Genomic DNA, 16,628 nt, shown 5'->3' on the forward strand with positions numbered 1-16,628 from the left:
GTCACTCAGAACGTGGGCCCGAGCGGACGCCGCCGGAGGCACCCGAACCGGATCCCGAGGAACCCGACGAACCCGAACCAGGCGGCCGCGAACCGCGGGCTGCGCGCATCGCTTCACCACGCGAGCGGCGGGCCTCCTCCACGACCTTCCCGTGACGCTCGTCGGACGACTCGGACCCGTCCGAACGCCGGCGTTCGTCGGCCTCGGAGATCCGCTGCCGAGCCGCACTCCGGTAGGTCTCCCCGGCCGCACGGGCGCCGGCATGTTCCTCGGCGTGGACGAGTTCGCGCCCGCCGGGGGTGGTCATCCTGCCTCCGGTGACCGCGCCCTGCAGCCGGCCGCGGCGTACTTCCGCGCGCCACTCCCGCGAGCCGCGCGCATAGCCGAGTCCGTCCGCCGCGGCACCGGCCGAGCGACCGCCCGCACGCGCGCCTGCACGCATATTGCGCTGGAAGCGGTAGGCACCACCGGTCGCCTGTCCAGCCCGGCCGAGCAGTGCTCCGTCGGACGGCATCATGCCGCTCTGCCCTGCCTCCTGGACGATCTGCGGGGCGATCGCGCCGGTGCGCAAGGCACTCAACAACTTCCAGATGGCCGCGGTCGCGACGAGCATGAGGAAGATCTTGATGACCGTACCTCCGCTCGCGACCTGCAGAATGTTCAACACGGCAAGGAGAAGCGCGAGCACGAGCCCGAAGACGCAGCGCAGGAACACGGCCTGCACCATGATGCCCGCGACCGTACGCACGATGCGACGTGCCGGCGGGAACGCCGCGATCGCGCCGATGAGTGGCAGGAATATCCACGCCATCAGGAACACCGCGTGCCAGAAGATCGTCAGCACGGCCAGCAGCCCGACGAAGATGAACGCGATCAGGTTGACGAAGAGCGCCGCGATCGCCGTTGCCATCCGCCCGGTCGGCTGGGTGCCACGCCAGAATTCGTAGTTCGGTTCGTACTCCTGCGCGACCTTGTACTGCACACCCTTCCACAGCGACAGGTGCTGGTCGGTGTCGACCACCCGGCCGTCGCTCTCGTCGATGGTCTCGTTGCGACTCATCGCCTGGGCGATCACCTGCTGGACGGCGAGGTTGATCCGGCCCTGCTGCTGGCCCGGGTTCCTCGGCCTGGTCGCGCACCGGTACTCGATGCTCTCGACGTTTCCGGGCCGTTCGTACGCCGGCGGCTGGCCGTCAGGACAGTGGTCCTTGCCGTCGAAGACAAGATCGTCGGCCTTGAGTTGGCGCTCGGTACCGAACTGGCCGTTGACCCACGGCTGGAAGAGCAGCACTTCGTAGAGCATGCACGACGACACGCGCTTGCCGAGATTGTAGGTCAGCGAACCCTGCGGGTTGTCGGGCACCGGCCGCGCCTGGTTACCGGCCGATCGGGTGGAGGAGCTCGGAAGATAACACGCGCTCGATGCGTCCTTGTTCTTGTTGATGATGGCGAGATCCATCACCGCGGAGTTGAATTCGGACGTATAGGTGTCGACAGCTCTGGTGATGTGGACATAGTTGTTCCCGGCCAGGATGGCCGCCACGATCACGACGATGACTCCCGACGCGATCACACCGCTGTAGGTTTCCCGCGCATCCGAACGGCGTTGCATGCGGGTCAGCACCCAGAACCCGGTCACCGCGACGGCGAGGGCGACAGCGGGCACACCGATCTTGTCGTTCAGGTTGTTCAGCAGGCTTTCCTGCGCGGTGTAGAACGACTCGAACGGTGCTTCGTTGCTGGCCAGCTGTTTCACACCGATGGTGAGGCCGCCGAAGAAGCCGCCGACGGAGAACATCATCTGCGCCAGGCCCGTCGCTGACGCGTCCATGATCGAGCACTTCGTCTCGAAGTTGTCTTCCGGGTCACCGGTGTCGAACTCGTCGAGGTCCTCTTTCACCCGTTGCGGCGTGTACGACCACAACAGCCCCCGCGGGCCTGCGACCTCCAGCAGAGTGTGGTCGGACGGGTTGGCCTGCCGGCCCCGCTTGGCCCGGTCGGGATCAGCGGCCGGTGGCACGTCCTCCTTGGCGATCACCGGGATCCAGGCGGTCATACCTGCGCCGCCGTGCTCCGGTCCGGCGTTCGAGATCTCGCCGCTGCCGAACGCGCAGTCCCACGGCGCGGCCTGGGCCGGCTGCATGGCGAGCGCGACTCCAGCCAGCGTCCCGGCCACAACGCCGAACGCCGCGCACACTCGCACCACCCGTCGCCCCAGCGACCCGAACCCGCACCGCAACCCGCGAGGAAACCCGCGCCGGAGCCCGCGCCATCCCCGACGCTCGGGGATGGCGCGGGCCGGCACCGCGAGCGGCAAATGACCACGCTGAGCATGCCTACGGTCGCCGGGCCGGGCGTCGATGCCTTGCCCCGGTTCGGCACGCATGCTCAGCGTGGTCATTTGCGGGCGGCGCGGGAGCAGGGGGCGCCTCACACGGAGATCCCTTCGTCCGCGCGGACCGGTCGGCTCTCGCCGTCACCACCGTTGTCGTCGTACGCAGCAGGACCGTCGATGTCCGGCCCGGCGGCGACCGGCGGCGCGCCGCCTCCCGCCGCGCCCAGACCTCCGACGCCGATGAGCTGCGCCGCTTCCTCGACCACCCGCCAGTCGTCGACATCCGGCGACGGGTCCACGGCCTTGAACCGCGACTCGAGGTGCGGGTTGGACTGGATCGCCGCCGCGAACTCGAAGAACGCCCGGTCGACCTCGACACTCGCGAGTTCGGAGTCGACGTCGCGCATCACGCATTCGCCGTCCCGCAGGGATTTCAGCGTCTCGATCATCGGCCGGTCGTTGGTCGCCCGGTTCAACAGCGGCAGTGTCTGGGCGGCGTCGGCGTCGGAGTGGTGCCGGAACGCGAACACCGTGTGGATCTGGTTGGTGCCGGCCGCCTTCGCGTCGACGTCCTCGGACTCGATCCGCGCCAGGTCGCCAGCCTGCTGGGTGATGAGGACGACGCCGATGTTGAAGGCCCTGCCCTGCTTGAGCACGAAGCTGATCAGGTCCCGTCCTTCGCCGGTGCTCGCCACGCTGTAGGCCTCGTCGACGAACAGCATCTGCGGCCGCCACCCCTTGACCGGATCGCGTTCGGTGGTCTCCTCCAGCATCTGGAAACCGAGCCTGGTGACGAGGTAGATGATGCCGCGCGCGATGTTGGCCGACGAGCTGGTGCCGTGCGCGCGTGGAAGGCCGCGCAGCGTGATGATCGTGCGTCGCTTGCCGCTGTCGTCGACGGCGACCGTGGGCTCACGCGCGAACGCCACCCGGGCGTACGGATTCTTCCGCAGGTCCTCCAGCACGGCCGCCGCGAAGCGCAGGTCCCGCACCTCGGTGTCGGCGACGCCGGCGCCCTTCACCCGTTCGAACTCGTCCACCACGAGCTGCAACGTGTGCCACGTGGTCGGCCGCGCGACCGCCCGCTCGACGTCGTCGCGAGTGGCGTCCGGATGGGCGGTACGAAAGGCCGCCACCTGCCGGTCGTACTCGTTCACGACATGGGAGAACGCCTCCACGACGTAGCCGCTGATCCGGTTCCACGCCTGGTCGCCGAGGAAGATCTCCAGCATCGCCTGCGCGTGCATGCGTCCCTCGGTCACGGTGGCCGAGGTGAGCAGTGGGTCGAGGTTGCCGGCCCGCCCACGCAGCGGGTCGATGATCTCCGTGTCTCGCCAGTACGACGGATTGACCGGCTGGAACGGACAACCGCCCTCGCCGAGGCACCCTTCCGCCGCGTGCCGCATGAACTCCGCGTCGAGCACCTGCGACCCGAAGGCGAGGTAGTACGCCATCCGGGCCGCGTCGATCTTCGGGTCGATGAACACGCACCGGACGCCGGCCTCGGACTCGTAGTGGAACACCTTGAGCGCAAGCGTTGTCTTGCCGCCGCCCGACGCGCCCACGACGACCACCCCGGCGCCGTTCTCGCGGGCGATCGCCGAATGCGCGGAGTAGTGGACGGGGTAGTGGCCGTCGCGCGTACGACCGACCAGCATCCCCTGCCAGCCCTTGGCGATCCCGTCCCGCCCGACCACCGCGCGGTCGCCCACCTGCGTCGCCGTCGTCAGCAACGCCACACCCAGCTGGTCCAACTCCTGCAGCCGCCGGAACGGCGCGATCCGCCCGATCGGCGACTTGTCCCCGTCACCGGGAAGCACGTTGTACAGCAGCCGGTACTGCAACCGTTTCGGCCTGAGCACCGTGGCGTCCAGCGTCTTCGCGAAGAGGCGCTCGAGCCGCTTGCGGCGGTTCTCCAGCTCCTCCGGTGTCGGTGCCGACAGCGTGAGCAGCAGCTGGGACTCCATGCCGGGGAACGGCTTGCTGTCCTGCTCGTCGACCAGTGTGTTGGCGCGCTCGACCTGGTCGACGAGGAGCGAGTCGATCCGCGCGCTCGCCCGGTCCATGTCGCGGGCTTCGTCCTCGAGGTTGTCGCGGATCTTCTTGCCGCGTCCCCGGAACTCCTCCGGCGGCAGCAACAAACCGCGCCACGACACGACGACCGGAAACTCCAGCCGCTTGAGGATCCGCCCCCACGCCCGCGTCTTCGCGAACCGGATCGCGTCCGGCCACCCGGTCGCCACCAGCGTGGTCAGATAGGTGGTCTGGTCCTCGCCGGTGTCGTCGTCGATGACGCTGACCTCGAGCCGGCTCTTGTGGTTGGGCGCCCGGAAGTCAGCGGCCAGCTCGAACTCGTGGGCGCCCCACGGCCGCCGGTCGACCGCGGTGCCGTCGTCCGGAAGGGCGAGATGCCCGAACAGGCAGGTACGAATGACCCGGACAAGATCGCGCCGAAGCATCGGCTGGACCTCGACGCCGGAGTCGACGGCGACGGCGTACACCTCGTCAGCACGTTCATGCCATTCGGCGACCACGGCCGGATCGAGGTACTCGTCGTGCACGCCGGTCGCCTGGTCCGCGATCGCGGTCACCGCTGCCGAACCGGGGCCGCGGCTGTCGCCGAGCTGACCGACCCGCATCAGGAAGAGGACGTCGTACTGCGCGCCGATCCGGCCCTGGGTCAACGCCCGCTCGGCCTCACGGTCGATGAGCTTCACGTAGTTGTGTGTGGGATGCCACGCGCGCTCGCTCACGTCGGCGACCCAGCCGGTGAGATCCGGGTGGCGCGGCACCAGCATGACCTGGAACTGCGGTCGGTGGAACTCACGGGCGATCTGGTGCAGCAGGTTGGGCAGCTTCAGCGCCTCGGGCACCAACTCGTCGGTGGTGATGTGCTCGTCCGTCGTCGTCGTGACGAAGAAGCCGGTCCAGACCGATCTGCCCCAGCAGAAGATGACGTCGTCGCCGTACCGGTATGGCAGGCGTTCACGCTCGGTTCGGGGCTCGCGGGCCTTCTGCTGCTTCGCGGGCTTGTCGTCGCTGCCGCCGACGTTGAAGACGAAGATGAGGACCGCGCCGATGCCGATGACGACGAGCGCGAGCAGGGGAAGAAGGTAGAGGGGGTTCATGCGAGCGTCCTCCCGTCGGTACGGTCGGCCGCAGACCCATGGCCGCCAGCCGCGGTGCGGGAGCCAGCGGCCGCAAGGTCGCCGGCAGAGGCGTACGGACGAATCAGCCGGGACCACCGCGCGCGTCGCGCTTCTGCCAGCTTCCCGTACCAACGTGGGTGGAGCGGATGCCAGAGGATCACCCGCCAGTGCACCACGTCCGGCTCCACGTCCTCGGCGAGCCCGTGGATCCGCCGTGGCTGCAGGAACAGGTAGTCGGCCGCCACCAGGAGGTTCTGCTCGGTCGTCAGGCCGTTGCGCCAGCGTCGCGGCCACAGGACGTAGACGAGTGCCGCGATCGAGAGGCTGCCGAGAATCGACCAGACGTCGAACGCAAGAACCGGGACGACGGGCGCCAGTGCCATCACACCGCCGAGAAGCGCGAGGAACAGCACGCCGGCGACGACGAGCGCACGCAGGTCGATGCCGCCGATCAGCGTGAGAGGTACGCCGTCAGCAAGGTTCCACAGCTTCTTGCGCCGGCGTTCGAGGTCGGTGTGGTCGAACGCGACGTACTGCCCGGGGGACTCGGCCACCTTGCTACCGCCCCCTCACGTGCCCCGTTGGGCCGGACTTCGGCCGGTGGACGACTTGTTGGAGGTTCGTCGGTCTAGAAGGCGACGAACCTCCCACAGGTCGACGGTCGGCCGCGCCGGACCGGAACTGCTCGGCCTCGAGCACGGATCCGTACAGCTCGTACCGGTACAGCGTCTCAACCGCCGATCTGCCTGCCGACGGCATTGAGCAGCGCGGCGATCCCCGACGCACCCCCGATGAGGAGTGCGGCGAATGCCACGACACCCATGTTCTGGATCGCCATCCGTACATTGTCGCCGTTGCGGATCGCGAACATGATCTTGAATCCGATGATGATGATCGCCACCGTGAGCGCGCCCACGGCAACGCCGGCAAGCAGGCCCTCGATCCGCTGGAAGAGCGCGTCGAGTTGCGACCCGCCCGATGCGACGATCTGTTGCTCGCCCGTCACGGTCTACCTCCCCTGTTCCTTGGGACCCTGCTTCGTGCAACTCGGTGTTCTCCACGCCCGCTTCTCCACGCTGGTCCGCCGGAGGTGCCGCCAGCACGGAGCGCCTGCACTGTAGTGAAACCGGCCGCCGGTTCGTGGCTGAAACCGATGTCCCGCGCGGGTCGCTCCTGACGGCCAGCGGCGGCACGGGACAGTCGCCGCGCGTACGAATGTGGTGTCGGCACAGGTCAGCCGCCCTTCACGTCCGGAACGCCGCCGCGGATGTCCCGCACGGCCCATTCCTGGCTCGGGCTCGTCGCCTGGGTGGTCTTGACGAGCTGGAGACGGTACGCACGGGTCTCGAGGGCGCTCTCTCCGGCGCCGGGAGTACGCCAGCTGACCCAGATCCAGGCCTCGGCGACTTCGCCGGTCTTCCAGGCGTACGTCCCGTCGGACTGGTCGGCGCCCTCGGGCAGGAAGACGCGCGCCTCCTGGATCGACGGTTGGGTCGAGGTGCCCCCGAGGCCGCTGGAGGTCCGGCTGGTGGCGTCCGGTGTCATGAACCGCTGCAGCGCCGGGCCGTTGGAGTCGCCCCACGCGGCGAAGAACTGCTGGAAGAACTCGCCCTGCACCAGGGCGTCGCCGAGGCCGGCGTCGACGTCGGCGGGTTCGTCGGGCTCGGGTGCGTCGGCCAGCGTCGGCTGCGGCATCTCGCCGACGTCGCCGACGATGCGCATCCCGTCACCGGACTGGAGGTCCGCGACGTAGACCGGCACCGTGACGACCCGGCTGCCGGTGGTGGTGAGGACCCTGACCGTCATCATGCGTGCCTTGCCGGCGTACCCCCCGATGTCGATGGGCTCGGACTCACCGGTCCAGCTGGCGTCGGAGACGGTCTGGGTGCCTTCGCCGTTCCAGCCGCACGTCGGGTCGGTGCCGGCCGACACGTAGCGGGCGAGCTGTGCCTCGCGCTGGTCCGCTGCGCCGGGGGTCGCGTCGTGGGTGAGGCAGATGCGGGCGTAGTCGGCGGCGAAGCGGCCGGCCTGCTCGAGCGGGAAGTCGGTCAGCCGGTAGCGGGCGATGTCGGCCTCGCTGAGCCGGTAGGTGTTCGCCCGCATGGTGGAAACGCCCAGAGAGAACGCCATGTAGCCGACGATGCCGGTCGCGACCAGGCAGGCGCACAGGATGACCGTCACCTTGACAGCGGAGTGCGCGCCACGACCGCCGGAGAACCGACCACCCGGAGGCGGGACGTCGAACCCGCCGCGCGCTCTGCCGGCACTGCCGCCACCCGCGCGCCCGGTGCGCGTCCGCGTCGTTGCGCTGGTGGCGGCCCGGGTCGGCGGCCTGGTGGTCTCCGACCGGCTGGTCGCGCTCGTGGTCTGCGTCTGGGTCTGCGTCTGGGTCCGCGCCTGGGTCCGCGTCTGCCGTCGGGTCCGCGTGGAGGATGTGGACGTCGCCGTCGCACTCGGAACGGCCCCCTGGACCATCGGTGGCGGGGTGAATGCGGGCCGGGGCCCGGGCGTGGTCTGGGGTGCTGGCGGGATCGTCGACGGCTGACCGCCGGTTCCCGGAGCTGGATGTGAGGATGGCGGAATCCTGGTGGCCGGTGCCGGTGCCGGTGCCGGTGCCGGGGACGACGGAGCAGCGGATCCGGATGCGGGTGGAGCGGGGTCGTCTTCCCAGTACGCAGGAACGTCGCCGGGAGGGTGCTCCTGCCCTTCGTACTGCGCCCCCTCGTCGTACCGTGGCCCGTCGTCGTCCTGCGCGTCGTCGTCCTGACCTGCGAGGGAGCCGGGAACGGGCGGCGCGGTCGACCGCTCGTCCGAGTCGCTCGGACGCCCGGAACCTCGCTGCCAGGAGAAGCGCATCCGGGTCAGCGGTGTGGGAGGTTCGTTCGGCTCTGTCATGACCCTACTGTTCTCGGCTGCTTGCCCGTTGTAGTCACGATAAGCGCGAACGCAACCTGTGTGCGCCGAAGGTCCACGGATGTGGTGGCCCGTCGGCCTCCGCGTGGTCCGCGCCGGTGCAGAGCGTACGGGGACAAGGTGGACGAACCGCCCCAGCCCTACGACGAGCGGTCAGCCGGCGCGTGCGCGGGCAGGTGTCGGTTACGCCGTCATCGCCGCGGACCATGGATGCTTTCGACACCTGCCCGCCGTGCCGCGCCACATCTATCTCTCCCGGAAGTGGCGGGCGATCGCGTCGGATGGTCGGGTCGCGGTGGTACGAAGGGCTGCTATGTGGTCGAGGTAGAGCCGGTCAGGACTGTCCTCGAGTGCCTTGCGTACGGACGTCACCAGGGCGGCCTGGTCGATCGGGCCTGGCAGGGTGGCCGCGACGGGTTGACCCACCTGGGCGGCGAACGCGGTGACCTTCGGGTCGTACGACAACGCGACGAACGGACGGCCCGCGGCCGCGGCGACGAGTAATGCGTGCAGCCGCATCCCGAGGACGGCACGCGCACCCGCGACCGCCTCCACGGCGGCCCGGTGACCCTGGTCAGGTTCGACCACTCGCAGGCCACCGAGGTCGGCGGAGAGCTCGCGGGCCAGCACCACATCCTGACGCGCGTGATACGGCACCAGGGCGACGTGGACGTCGCGGGCCAGCGTGGCCAGGGCCGACCGGATGACCGGTAGCCAGGTCGCGGACCCTCTCCACGGGCGGAGCGAAACCGCGAGACCGGACGGGTCAGCGCCGGGTGCGGAATGGTCCAGGCCGAGGACGGGGTCGGCGGCGGGCTCGGCTCCGCGTACGCCCAACCGTTCGGCAAGGATCAGGGAGTCGTGGTCGCGCAGTGCCACATAGGTCGCGGACTTCAACGCCGCCGCTGTCAAGAGCCGGTTGACAGGAAGGTGGAGCGGTCCCAGCCCCTGTGCGTACACGAAGACCGGTTTGCGCAGCGCCCGCGCCATCAGCATCAGGCCGGCGTAGAACGGTACCGGGCGAGCGCTCGTGACGTCCTGCAGGAGACTGCCACCACCGGCTACGAGGGCATCGCAGGTGCGCAGGGCGCGGACCACGCCGGTGGCATCCGTCCGGGAGATCGCCGGCAACCCGTGGGTGGAGACGGTGTACGCCGGATCGCCCGACACGACGACGAACTCCGTGTCGGCGCCGAGCGTGTCCCGCAAAGCCGCCACCTCGGCCTCCAGGATGGCCTCGTCGCCAGCGTTGCCGAAACCGAAGTACCCGAGGAGCAGCAGTCTCATCGCAGCTTCTCCCTCACCGGCGACCGACGCGTCACGCGACGTACCAGCCAGGTGGCCACGAGTCCGAGGGCGAGGCCGATCACGAGGGAGTACGCGGAGCGCAGGAGCGACAACGCCAGCGGCGTGTGGAAGTGGGCGAACGTGTCGACCATCGACGCCGTACCGATCCCGGCGACGACCGACCAGCACACGACCCAGCCGGTACGCCTGCCGCCGAGGCCGCCGCACGACCAGGCGACTGCGAGCACCATCGCCGGGAAGCCGAGCAGAGCTTCCTTGAAACGGGGTCGTACGTACAACGTCTCGTCCAGGGCGTCCCGAAGCCACAGTTCCGCCGCCGACGCGAGCCCGGAGTTGCCGGAACGGACGAGGTAGTAGGCCACACCGACGAGGACCACCGCGCCGCCGACGAGCTGCAGCGGCCGCACCCCACCCACCCACCGCCTCCACCCAAGGCTTCCCGGAGTCCAGGTCGATACGAGGGTGACCAGCCCGACGACGACGGGCGGGGCGATCAGCAGAGCCTTGACACCCAGGAAGGGGACGAGGCCGGTCAGGAACTCCGTGCGGCTCCCGAGCGCGGCCACGACCAGACCGGTCGCGAGTGCGATCCCCAGCCCGAGCAGGTACGACCGGACGATCAGGCCGCTCGATGATTCCCGCGCGGGTTCCGCGACCGGCGATCCCACAAGCTCCGCGACCGGCGATCCCACGACAACGAGGACCGCGAGCGATGCTCCGGCGATTGCTACCGCCAGCGTCACCAGCTGCCACAGCGGCAGGGAGTCCACGATCAACGCCGCCACTCCCACCCCGCCGGCCAGGCCGACTCCGACGGCGGTGACCGGCCAGCCTCCCTCCACGCCGCGCCGCACCCGCTGCCCGAGACGCCCCGCCGGCAAACGCATCGGCGTACGGACGATCCATCCGCCCGCTGCCGCCAGGATCACCAGTGCGGCCAGCAGGGACGCCACGGAGACCACAGGACCGGGATCGACCGCCGGCATTGCGGTCGGCGGTCCCGACGGCACCGAACCCGACGGATTCGAACCCGACGGCACCGAACCCGACGACGTCGAACTCGGCCGAGTCCAATCCGGCAGGTCCCGGCGGAGGTTCGCCGCGAGTGCGGTCACCGCATCCGTCCGCCTTCCAGCGTCAGGCTCGGCGAGAGCCGAGCGCAGCACGAGCAGGCGTACCGTCCGCTCCTTCACCGCACGACTCCCACGCGCCACCAGGGCACGGGGATCGTCTCCTGGCCGCACATCGACGACGTGGCCGCGGACGATCCGTCCGGACAGCTGCCCCGCGTACGACGGCGCGCCAGGCAACTCCCCGAAGTCGGGGAACGCCAACGTGAACCCGCGCCTCGTGAGGAACGCGCTGAACGCCGCCCGCTCACCAGCCAACGACGGGAACGGCGGCGAGCTGAGCACCAGCGCCGTCCAGGTGTCGGTCGCCTCATCCGGCTCGATGTCCGCCACCGTCCGGGCGCGGTCGATCTCGCGTTCCAGCCAGCCGCGACCGCGCGCGATCCGGGCAGGGAGAGCGAGCACGATCCCGATCCCGGCCGCGTCCAGAGCCCGGACGCGGGCAAGGTCGTAACCCACCGGTACCTCGTCGAGGTCCGCCAGCTTCGCTACGCCGTCGATACGTACGAACGGCACCGCGGCACCCTCGCTCGGCGAGCCCTCCTCGTTCGCCGCCCCGTCAACGCTTGACCCGCCAGTACCGGACTCGCCAGTGCCCGGCCCGCCATTGCCCGGCCCGCCATTGCCCGACCGCCCTGGACTGGGGGTGGCTTCGGCTGTCGTGACCCGGGAGCCGAACTGTGCACGCAGCGCGGTGACGACCCGCCCGAAGGCACCGTCCGGATCGCCCACACGACCGCGAAACACCACCGCGGGACCGTCGCCGGTGAGGGGCGCCGGGATCGAAGAGGCACCCCGTGCGACGGGGATGACGGACCCGTCCCCCCGGTAGTCGCGCAACGGCCGCATCCCGACGACGACGTGCGTGACGCCCGCGCTTCGCAACCGTCGTACGACCGACTCTGCCGTTCCCGCGCCCGCCACGGTCGAGTCGGTGACGGCGATCGCCACGCTGCCGGACCGCTGTTCGGCCGCTACCCGGACCACGAGCGCCGGTACGGCCAGCGCGACGGCGAGCAGGCACGCGAGCGCAAACCGCGCCCTCATCGCGTCGCTCCTGCGCCGCCGACCCGGCGATGCGGCACCCGTGCGCGCACCAGTCGCAGCAGTCGCACCAGGTCGCCGAGATCACCCGGCCGAGGTACCAGCATCAGCAGCCGCCCACCTGTCACTCTCCGGTAGCAGGCGAGCAGGACGACAGCGGTTCCGCCGTACGCCACGACCGACGCGACGGCTGCTCCCTCGATCCCCCACACCGGGATCAGCAGCAGGTCCGTGATGACTGTCAACGCCGCCCCCACACCGCTGCCGACCGACACCAGGCCCGGCCGGCCGCGTCCCTTCAGGTCCGCCGCGAGCACCCGCGCCATGGCCAGCGGCACCATGCCGACCAGCAGGATGAGCAGCGCGGAGGTTCCTTGCCGGTACGCCGGACCGAATACCCACCCGAGCAGCAGCGACGCCCCACCCGCCAGGACGAGCGCAGCGGCGACCGTCGCCAGCAACGTCAACCGGCTCGTCCGTTCGGTGACCGCGGTGGCGCGCCGGTCCGGCTGGCCGGCGACGTGGGGGAAGAGCATCGAGGCGGCGGCCGTGGACGCCTGGCCGACCACATCGGCGACCCGCGTGGCCACGAAGTAGATGCCGGCCAGATCGAGCCGCAGCAGTGCGGGCACGAGCAGCAGGTCAAGGCGCAGGTTGAGGAACGTCAACACATTGCCCAGCTGGCCCGCCAGTCCCAGCCGCATCGCCTCCCGGGAGAACGCCGCGTCGAACCGGGGCCGCAGCGAACCCACCGCCCGGCGTACGCCCCACAACGCGACCGCCGCCGCCACCGCCGCACCGAGCACGGTCGCGAGAAGGTAACCCTCGGCGGTACGCACGAACAGGACCAGCAGCAGGACCGTGATGCCGAGCGTCGCGGCGCTGCGGAGGGCATCCGCGAAGACGTAGGACCGGCGGCGTTCGAGCCCGAGCAGCAAGGCGCCCGCGACTTCGTACCCGAGGGTGGCCACCGCCAGGAGTGCGGCCGCGACGAACAGCAGCGGTGCCTGCCGCTCCAGGACGACCGCGCCCACGACGGGTGCCGCGGCCCCCGTCAGCAGCACCGCGGCGAGCACGGCGCCCAACGTGAGCGCGAGGACGTACGCCACCACCGCTCCGCGTGAGTCCGGCCGCCGCCCGAGGAAGTAGATGGCCGCGATGTTGAGACCACCGTTGGCGACGATCGCGACCGCCCACCCGACCGTCAGGCCGACGCCGGCGACACCGAGCGCGGACGGGTCGAGCAGCCGGGCCGCGACCACCCCGGCGAGGAACACCGCGGCGACCGACAGCAGGCGGGCGGCTGTGAGCGCGACCATCGCCGAGCCGAGCGACCCTTTAGTCGCTGTTCGCCCGGCGCTCCGCGAGGTGCCGCGCCTGGGAATGAGGCTCTCCTGACACATGTGGGGGCTTGCCGTAAACGACCACGCTAAGCATGCCCGTGGAACCCCGGCCATGCGTCGGTGCCTCGTCGGGCTTCCAGGCATGCTCAACGTGGTCATTGGCACGCGGGTGCCGGGGGGTTGCGGCGCTACTTGAGCAGGCGGGAGAGGCGACGGTCGGCGAGTGGCTTGCCGCCGGTCTGGCACGTGGGGCAGTACTGCAGGCTCGAGTCCGCGAACGACACCTCGCGTACGGTGTCGCCGCACACGGGGCACGCCTCGCCGGTGCGCCCGTGCACGGCGAGGTTGGTCTTCTTCTCCGACTTGAGCTCCTTCGCGGCGAGGCCACGGGAGCGTTCGGCGGCGTCGGTGAGCACCGACTGGATCGCGTCGTACAGCGTCCTGCGTTCGGCGTCGGTCAACCCACTCGCCGGCTTGAACGGCGAGAACCGCGCCGCGTGCAGGATCTCGTCGGAGTAGGCGTTGCCGATCCCCGCGATCCGGCCCTGTTCGGTGAGGACGCCCTTGAGCTGCGATCGACCCGCGGCGGCCAGGATCTCGCCGAGCCGCTCAGGGGTGAAGTCGTCGCCGAGCGGATCGGGTCCGAGCTTGGCGACGCCGGGCACGTCGGCGGACCTCGCGACGACGTAGCAGGCGAGGCGCTTCTGCGTGCCGGCCTCGGTGAGGGTGAAGCCCACGCCGTCGCCCAGATGCACCCGCAGTGCGAGCGGGTTGTTACGCCCACGCGGCCGGACGGGCATCTCCGACAACGATGTGCTCCACCGCAGCCAGCCCGCGCGAGCCAGGTGCGTGACGAAGTGCAGGTCCTCGGCGCCGTCCTGGCGCATCGTCAGGTCGAGGAACTTCCCGTGCCGACCCACGCTCGCGATCGTCCGCCCGACAAGCGCGTCGATCGGCGGCTGGAACGTCTTGAGCGCGCTGATCGCCACGACGTCCACGCGCGTCACGGCTCGGCCGACCGCCTCCTCGCGGAGGAATTCGGCGAGCGCCTCCACCTCTGGCAGCTCAGGCATGTGCCCATCTTCCCCTGTCGCACAAGTGGTCTGGATGAACGAGTCCGTTCGTACGCATGCCGCGCGGGCGCGGGTCTCCGACACCTCGTGGATAGAGCGGTTGCCGACCCGGGCGGCGGAACAGATGCGGTGATCCCGTTTTGTCGGTATTCGCGGTAGGTATTGCGGGAGGTATTCGCGGTATTCGCGGGTCGAGATGCGACGCGCCTGGGCGACCTGGGCGCTGACCGACCACTCCTTCCTCCGCCGCGGCCGGCCCGGAGGGGCTCCAGGTCAGCAAATACGCGGCCCGTACCTGTCCAGGCGCGGCGCAGTCCTACTCCGGCGCTCGAAGCGACCCCGTCCCTGGGGGATGGGGCGCTCGCTCAGAAGTCCTGACCCGACCCACGCAGAGGTCCGGCGATATCCGGACAGGCCGCGCATAGCCGGTCGTACGCCGCCGCAACTCCCTTGCCCGCGAGGGAGGATCGAAGCATGTCCGACGTCACCGCACCGCCGGTCAACGGCGAGGTCTTCCTCGATGCCAGGGGTGACGAACGCTCGCTGCGGGTCAGCTGGTACGAGCAGTCCAGCCATGACGGCACCGTCGTACTGTCGATCTGGCGCGAGGCGATATGCGTGGTCTCGTTCCGGCTCGAGGGTCGCGAGGTGCCGATCCTGATCGAGGCTCTCGCCAGGGCCTCGGACCTGTTTCCCTCCTCGGCGGCGCGCCCTCAGGTGCCGGAGCAGGCCGGGTCGGCGGACAACGCGTAGGACGGACGCGACCGGCCGCCCCGCCCGGCTCCTCGGTGCTGACGAAGACCGACCCGACGTACGCGGCGAAATGGCCTGCTTGCAGTCGTCGGGGCCGACGTCTCGTGATCATGCGTGGGAAACCGGGGATCTGGCCGGGGTAAGACGACCGGTTTCCCGTACTTGATCACGGCCAAGGCCCCTACACGCCCCGAAGACCCTCATGATCACGGTCATGATCACGGTCTCTTGGCCCGCCGAACGCCGGCGGCGGGGGAAGCTTGAGCGACTGGTCGAGCAACTCGAGGTAGGTCGCCCTGGGTACCTCGACGGCCCCCAAGGACGCGAGGTGGGGCGTACGCCACTGCAGGTCGAGCAGCCGCCGTTCTGCATCCCCGCCCGCGGCCAGGAGCTCCACCAGGCCCACGAGGGCGACCTTCGACGCGTCCGTCTGCCGGTGGAACATCGACTCCCCGCCGAAGAAGCCGCCGATCGCGAGCCCGTACAGTCCGCCCGCCAGCTGCCCCTCCGGCGTCCACGCCTCCACGGAATGAGCCCAGCCGAGCTGGTGCAGTCGTTCGTACGCCCGGATGATCTCCGGCGAGATCCACCCGCCGGGCCGGCCCGGATCCGCGCACGCCGCGACCACCTCGTCGAAGACTGTGTTGATCCGGATCACGTACCGCCGGCACGAACGCCGCAGCGACCGCGACACCGCAAGACCGTCCAGCGGAAGGATCCCCCGCTGCGCCGGCGACCACCAGGTCATCGCACCAGACCGCCGGACCGGCATCGGGAAGATGCCCTGGCGGTATGCAGCGAGGATGGTCGCAGGCTCGAGGTCGGCGCCCTGACCGATGAGGTCCCCGGTGCCCGCGACCTCAGGCGACGGAAACTCCCAGCGGGTGGGCGGTAGCTCGGTCGGCACGGGACCATCCTGCCGCCACCTCCCGCCCGGAGGATGGCGGCCCGACGTCAGCTGTCCCACCCGTCGGCGCTCGGTGCGCCGGGCGGTGATCATGAAGAAAATCGGTCTATACGCCCCGAAAACCCTCATGTCAGGATCATGATCACCGGGAGGTGACCAGCGCCCACAGCTGACGCGCACTGCTCCACCGTCCCCAGGCGATCAGCGCGGAGACGACGAGCAGAGGGACCGGCCGGAAGGCACCGCTACCCACGACGAGCAGCTGGATGAGAACCGCGCCCGCCATCAGCCCGACGAATCCCAGCGCGGCAAGGCCGACGAGCCGCGGGATGAACATCGCCACCGCGCCCGCAACCTCGAGGACGCCGATCAGGTAGCGGAACCAGTCGCCGAAGCCGATGGCGTCGAACGTCGCCACGACCAGCTCGTCACCGGTGAACTTCCCGAGGGCGGCCATCAGGAACCAGAGTGCTGTGACGACCTGGAGAACCCAGAGCGTGATGCTCTTGGCGCGGCCGCCGATGGTGCGTTCGGTGGCGGGGCGGGTGGTGGTTGCCATGTCCTACGTTCCTCTCCTCGGCCCGGATTCCGCTCCAGGGCAGCCACCAGTGGCGGCTTGGGGTGGTGGTGATGCTTCCTGTTGGTGGTGGACGTGCGCGGCGGCGGCGTCAGA

Annotated in this window: 13 protein-coding genes; 2 read left to right on the plus strand and 11 right to left on the minus strand. The window is 70.1% G+C overall.

Annotated features, from left to right (window positions below; translation table 11 throughout):
• Position 1: 1 nt before the first annotated feature.
• From ABNF93_RS13975 to ABNF93_RS13995, 5 genes are all read right to left on the minus strand, one after another.
• Positions 2 to 2,386, minus strand: coding sequence for a hypothetical protein (locus ABNF93_RS13975; RefSeq protein ID WP_349328416.1), 2,385 nt, complete (start codon positions 2,384 to 2,386; stop codon positions 2 to 4).
• Between the two features lie 44 nt (positions 2,387 to 2,430).
• A complete protein-coding gene (locus tag ABNF93_RS13980; protein WP_349328417.1) occupies positions 2,431 to 5,463 on the minus strand; it encodes an ATP-binding protein in 3,033 nt (1,010 codons plus the stop codon).
• On the minus strand, positions 5,460 to 6,038 hold the full coding sequence (locus ABNF93_RS13985; protein WP_349328418.1) for a hypothetical protein: 579 nt from the start codon (positions 6,036 to 6,038) through the stop codon (positions 5,460 to 5,462). The genes ABNF93_RS13980 and ABNF93_RS13985 overlap by 4 nt, the downstream gene beginning before the upstream one ends.
• Before the next feature lie 176 nt (positions 6,039 to 6,214).
• Positions 6,215 to 6,490 carry a TrbC/VirB2 family protein gene (locus ABNF93_RS13990; RefSeq protein ID WP_349328419.1) on the minus strand — a complete coding sequence of 92 codons (276 nt, stop codon included), beginning with the start codon at positions 6,488 to 6,490 and terminating at the stop codon, positions 6,215 to 6,217.
• A gap of 227 nt (positions 6,491 to 6,717) precedes the next feature.
• Positions 6,718 to 7,665, minus strand: a complete 948-nt coding sequence (locus ABNF93_RS13995) for a conjugal transfer protein (protein WP_349328420.1) — start codon at positions 7,663 to 7,665, stop codon at positions 6,718 to 6,720.
• Between ABNF93_RS13995 and ABNF93_RS14000 the strand changes: the two genes are divergently transcribed.
• The gene (locus ABNF93_RS14000) at positions 7,655 to 8,029 is read left to right on the plus strand and encodes a hypothetical protein (protein WP_349328421.1); all 375 of its coding nucleotides are present in this window, start codon (positions 7,655 to 7,657) and stop codon (positions 8,027 to 8,029) included. The two genes, ABNF93_RS13995 and ABNF93_RS14000, sit on opposite strands and share 11 nt — an antisense overlap.
• Before the next feature lie 614 nt (positions 8,030 to 8,643).
• On the opposite strand, the gene csaB is transcribed toward ABNF93_RS14000, so the two are convergent.
• The 4 genes from csaB to ABNF93_RS14020 all read right to left on the minus strand — a co-directional run bounded on the left by csaB (position 8,644) and on the right by ABNF93_RS14020 (position 14,295).
• Positions 8,644 to 9,684 carry a polysaccharide pyruvyl transferase CsaB gene (csaB, locus tag ABNF93_RS14005; protein WP_349328422.1) on the minus strand — a complete coding sequence of 347 codons (1,041 nt, stop codon included), beginning with the start codon at positions 9,682 to 9,684 and terminating at the stop codon, positions 8,644 to 8,646.
• Positions 9,681 to 11,882, minus strand: a complete 2,202-nt coding sequence (locus tag ABNF93_RS14010) for a DUF5693 family protein (protein ID WP_349328423.1) — start codon at positions 11,880 to 11,882, stop codon at positions 9,681 to 9,683. Before ABNF93_RS14010 ends, csaB begins: the two co-directional genes overlap by 4 nt.
• Complete coding sequence (locus tag ABNF93_RS14015) at positions 11,879 to 13,198, minus strand: lipopolysaccharide biosynthesis protein (RefSeq protein WP_349328425.1); 1,320 nt, start codon at positions 13,196 to 13,198, stop codon at positions 11,879 to 11,881. Before ABNF93_RS14015 ends, ABNF93_RS14010 begins: the two co-directional genes overlap by 4 nt.
• Before the next feature lie 212 nt (positions 13,199 to 13,410).
• Positions 13,411 to 14,295 (minus strand): Fpg/Nei family DNA glycosylase, encoded by an 885-nt coding sequence (locus tag ABNF93_RS14020; RefSeq protein ID WP_349328426.1) that lies wholly within the window; start codon positions 14,293 to 14,295, stop codon positions 13,411 to 13,413.
• A gap of 474 nt (positions 14,296 to 14,769) precedes the next feature.
• Between ABNF93_RS14020 and ABNF93_RS14025 the strand changes: the two genes are divergently transcribed.
• Positions 14,770 to 15,048: a hypothetical protein gene (locus ABNF93_RS14025; RefSeq protein ID WP_349328427.1), complete on the plus strand. Its 279-nt coding sequence runs from the start codon at positions 14,770 to 14,772 to the stop codon at positions 15,046 to 15,048.
• A 181-nt stretch (positions 15,049 to 15,229) separates the two neighbouring features.
• On the opposite strand, the gene aat is transcribed toward ABNF93_RS14025, so the two are convergent.
• Positions 15,230 to 15,955 carry a leucyl/phenylalanyl-tRNA--protein transferase gene (gene aat, locus ABNF93_RS14030; RefSeq protein ID WP_349328428.1) on the minus strand — a complete coding sequence of 242 codons (726 nt, stop codon included), beginning with the start codon at positions 15,953 to 15,955 and terminating at the stop codon, positions 15,230 to 15,232.
• Positions 15,956 to 16,097: 142 nt separating this feature from the next.
• On the minus strand, positions 16,098 to 16,514 hold the full coding sequence (locus ABNF93_RS14035; RefSeq protein ID WP_349328430.1) for a DoxX family protein: 417 nt from the start codon (positions 16,512 to 16,514) through the stop codon (positions 16,098 to 16,100).
• Between the last annotated feature and the right edge of the window lie 114 nt (positions 16,515 to 16,628).

This window comes from Actinopolymorpha sp. B9G3, assembly GCF_040120725.1.
Taxonomy (GTDB): domain Bacteria; phylum Actinomycetota; class Actinomycetes; order Propionibacteriales; family Actinopolymorphaceae; genus Thermasporomyces.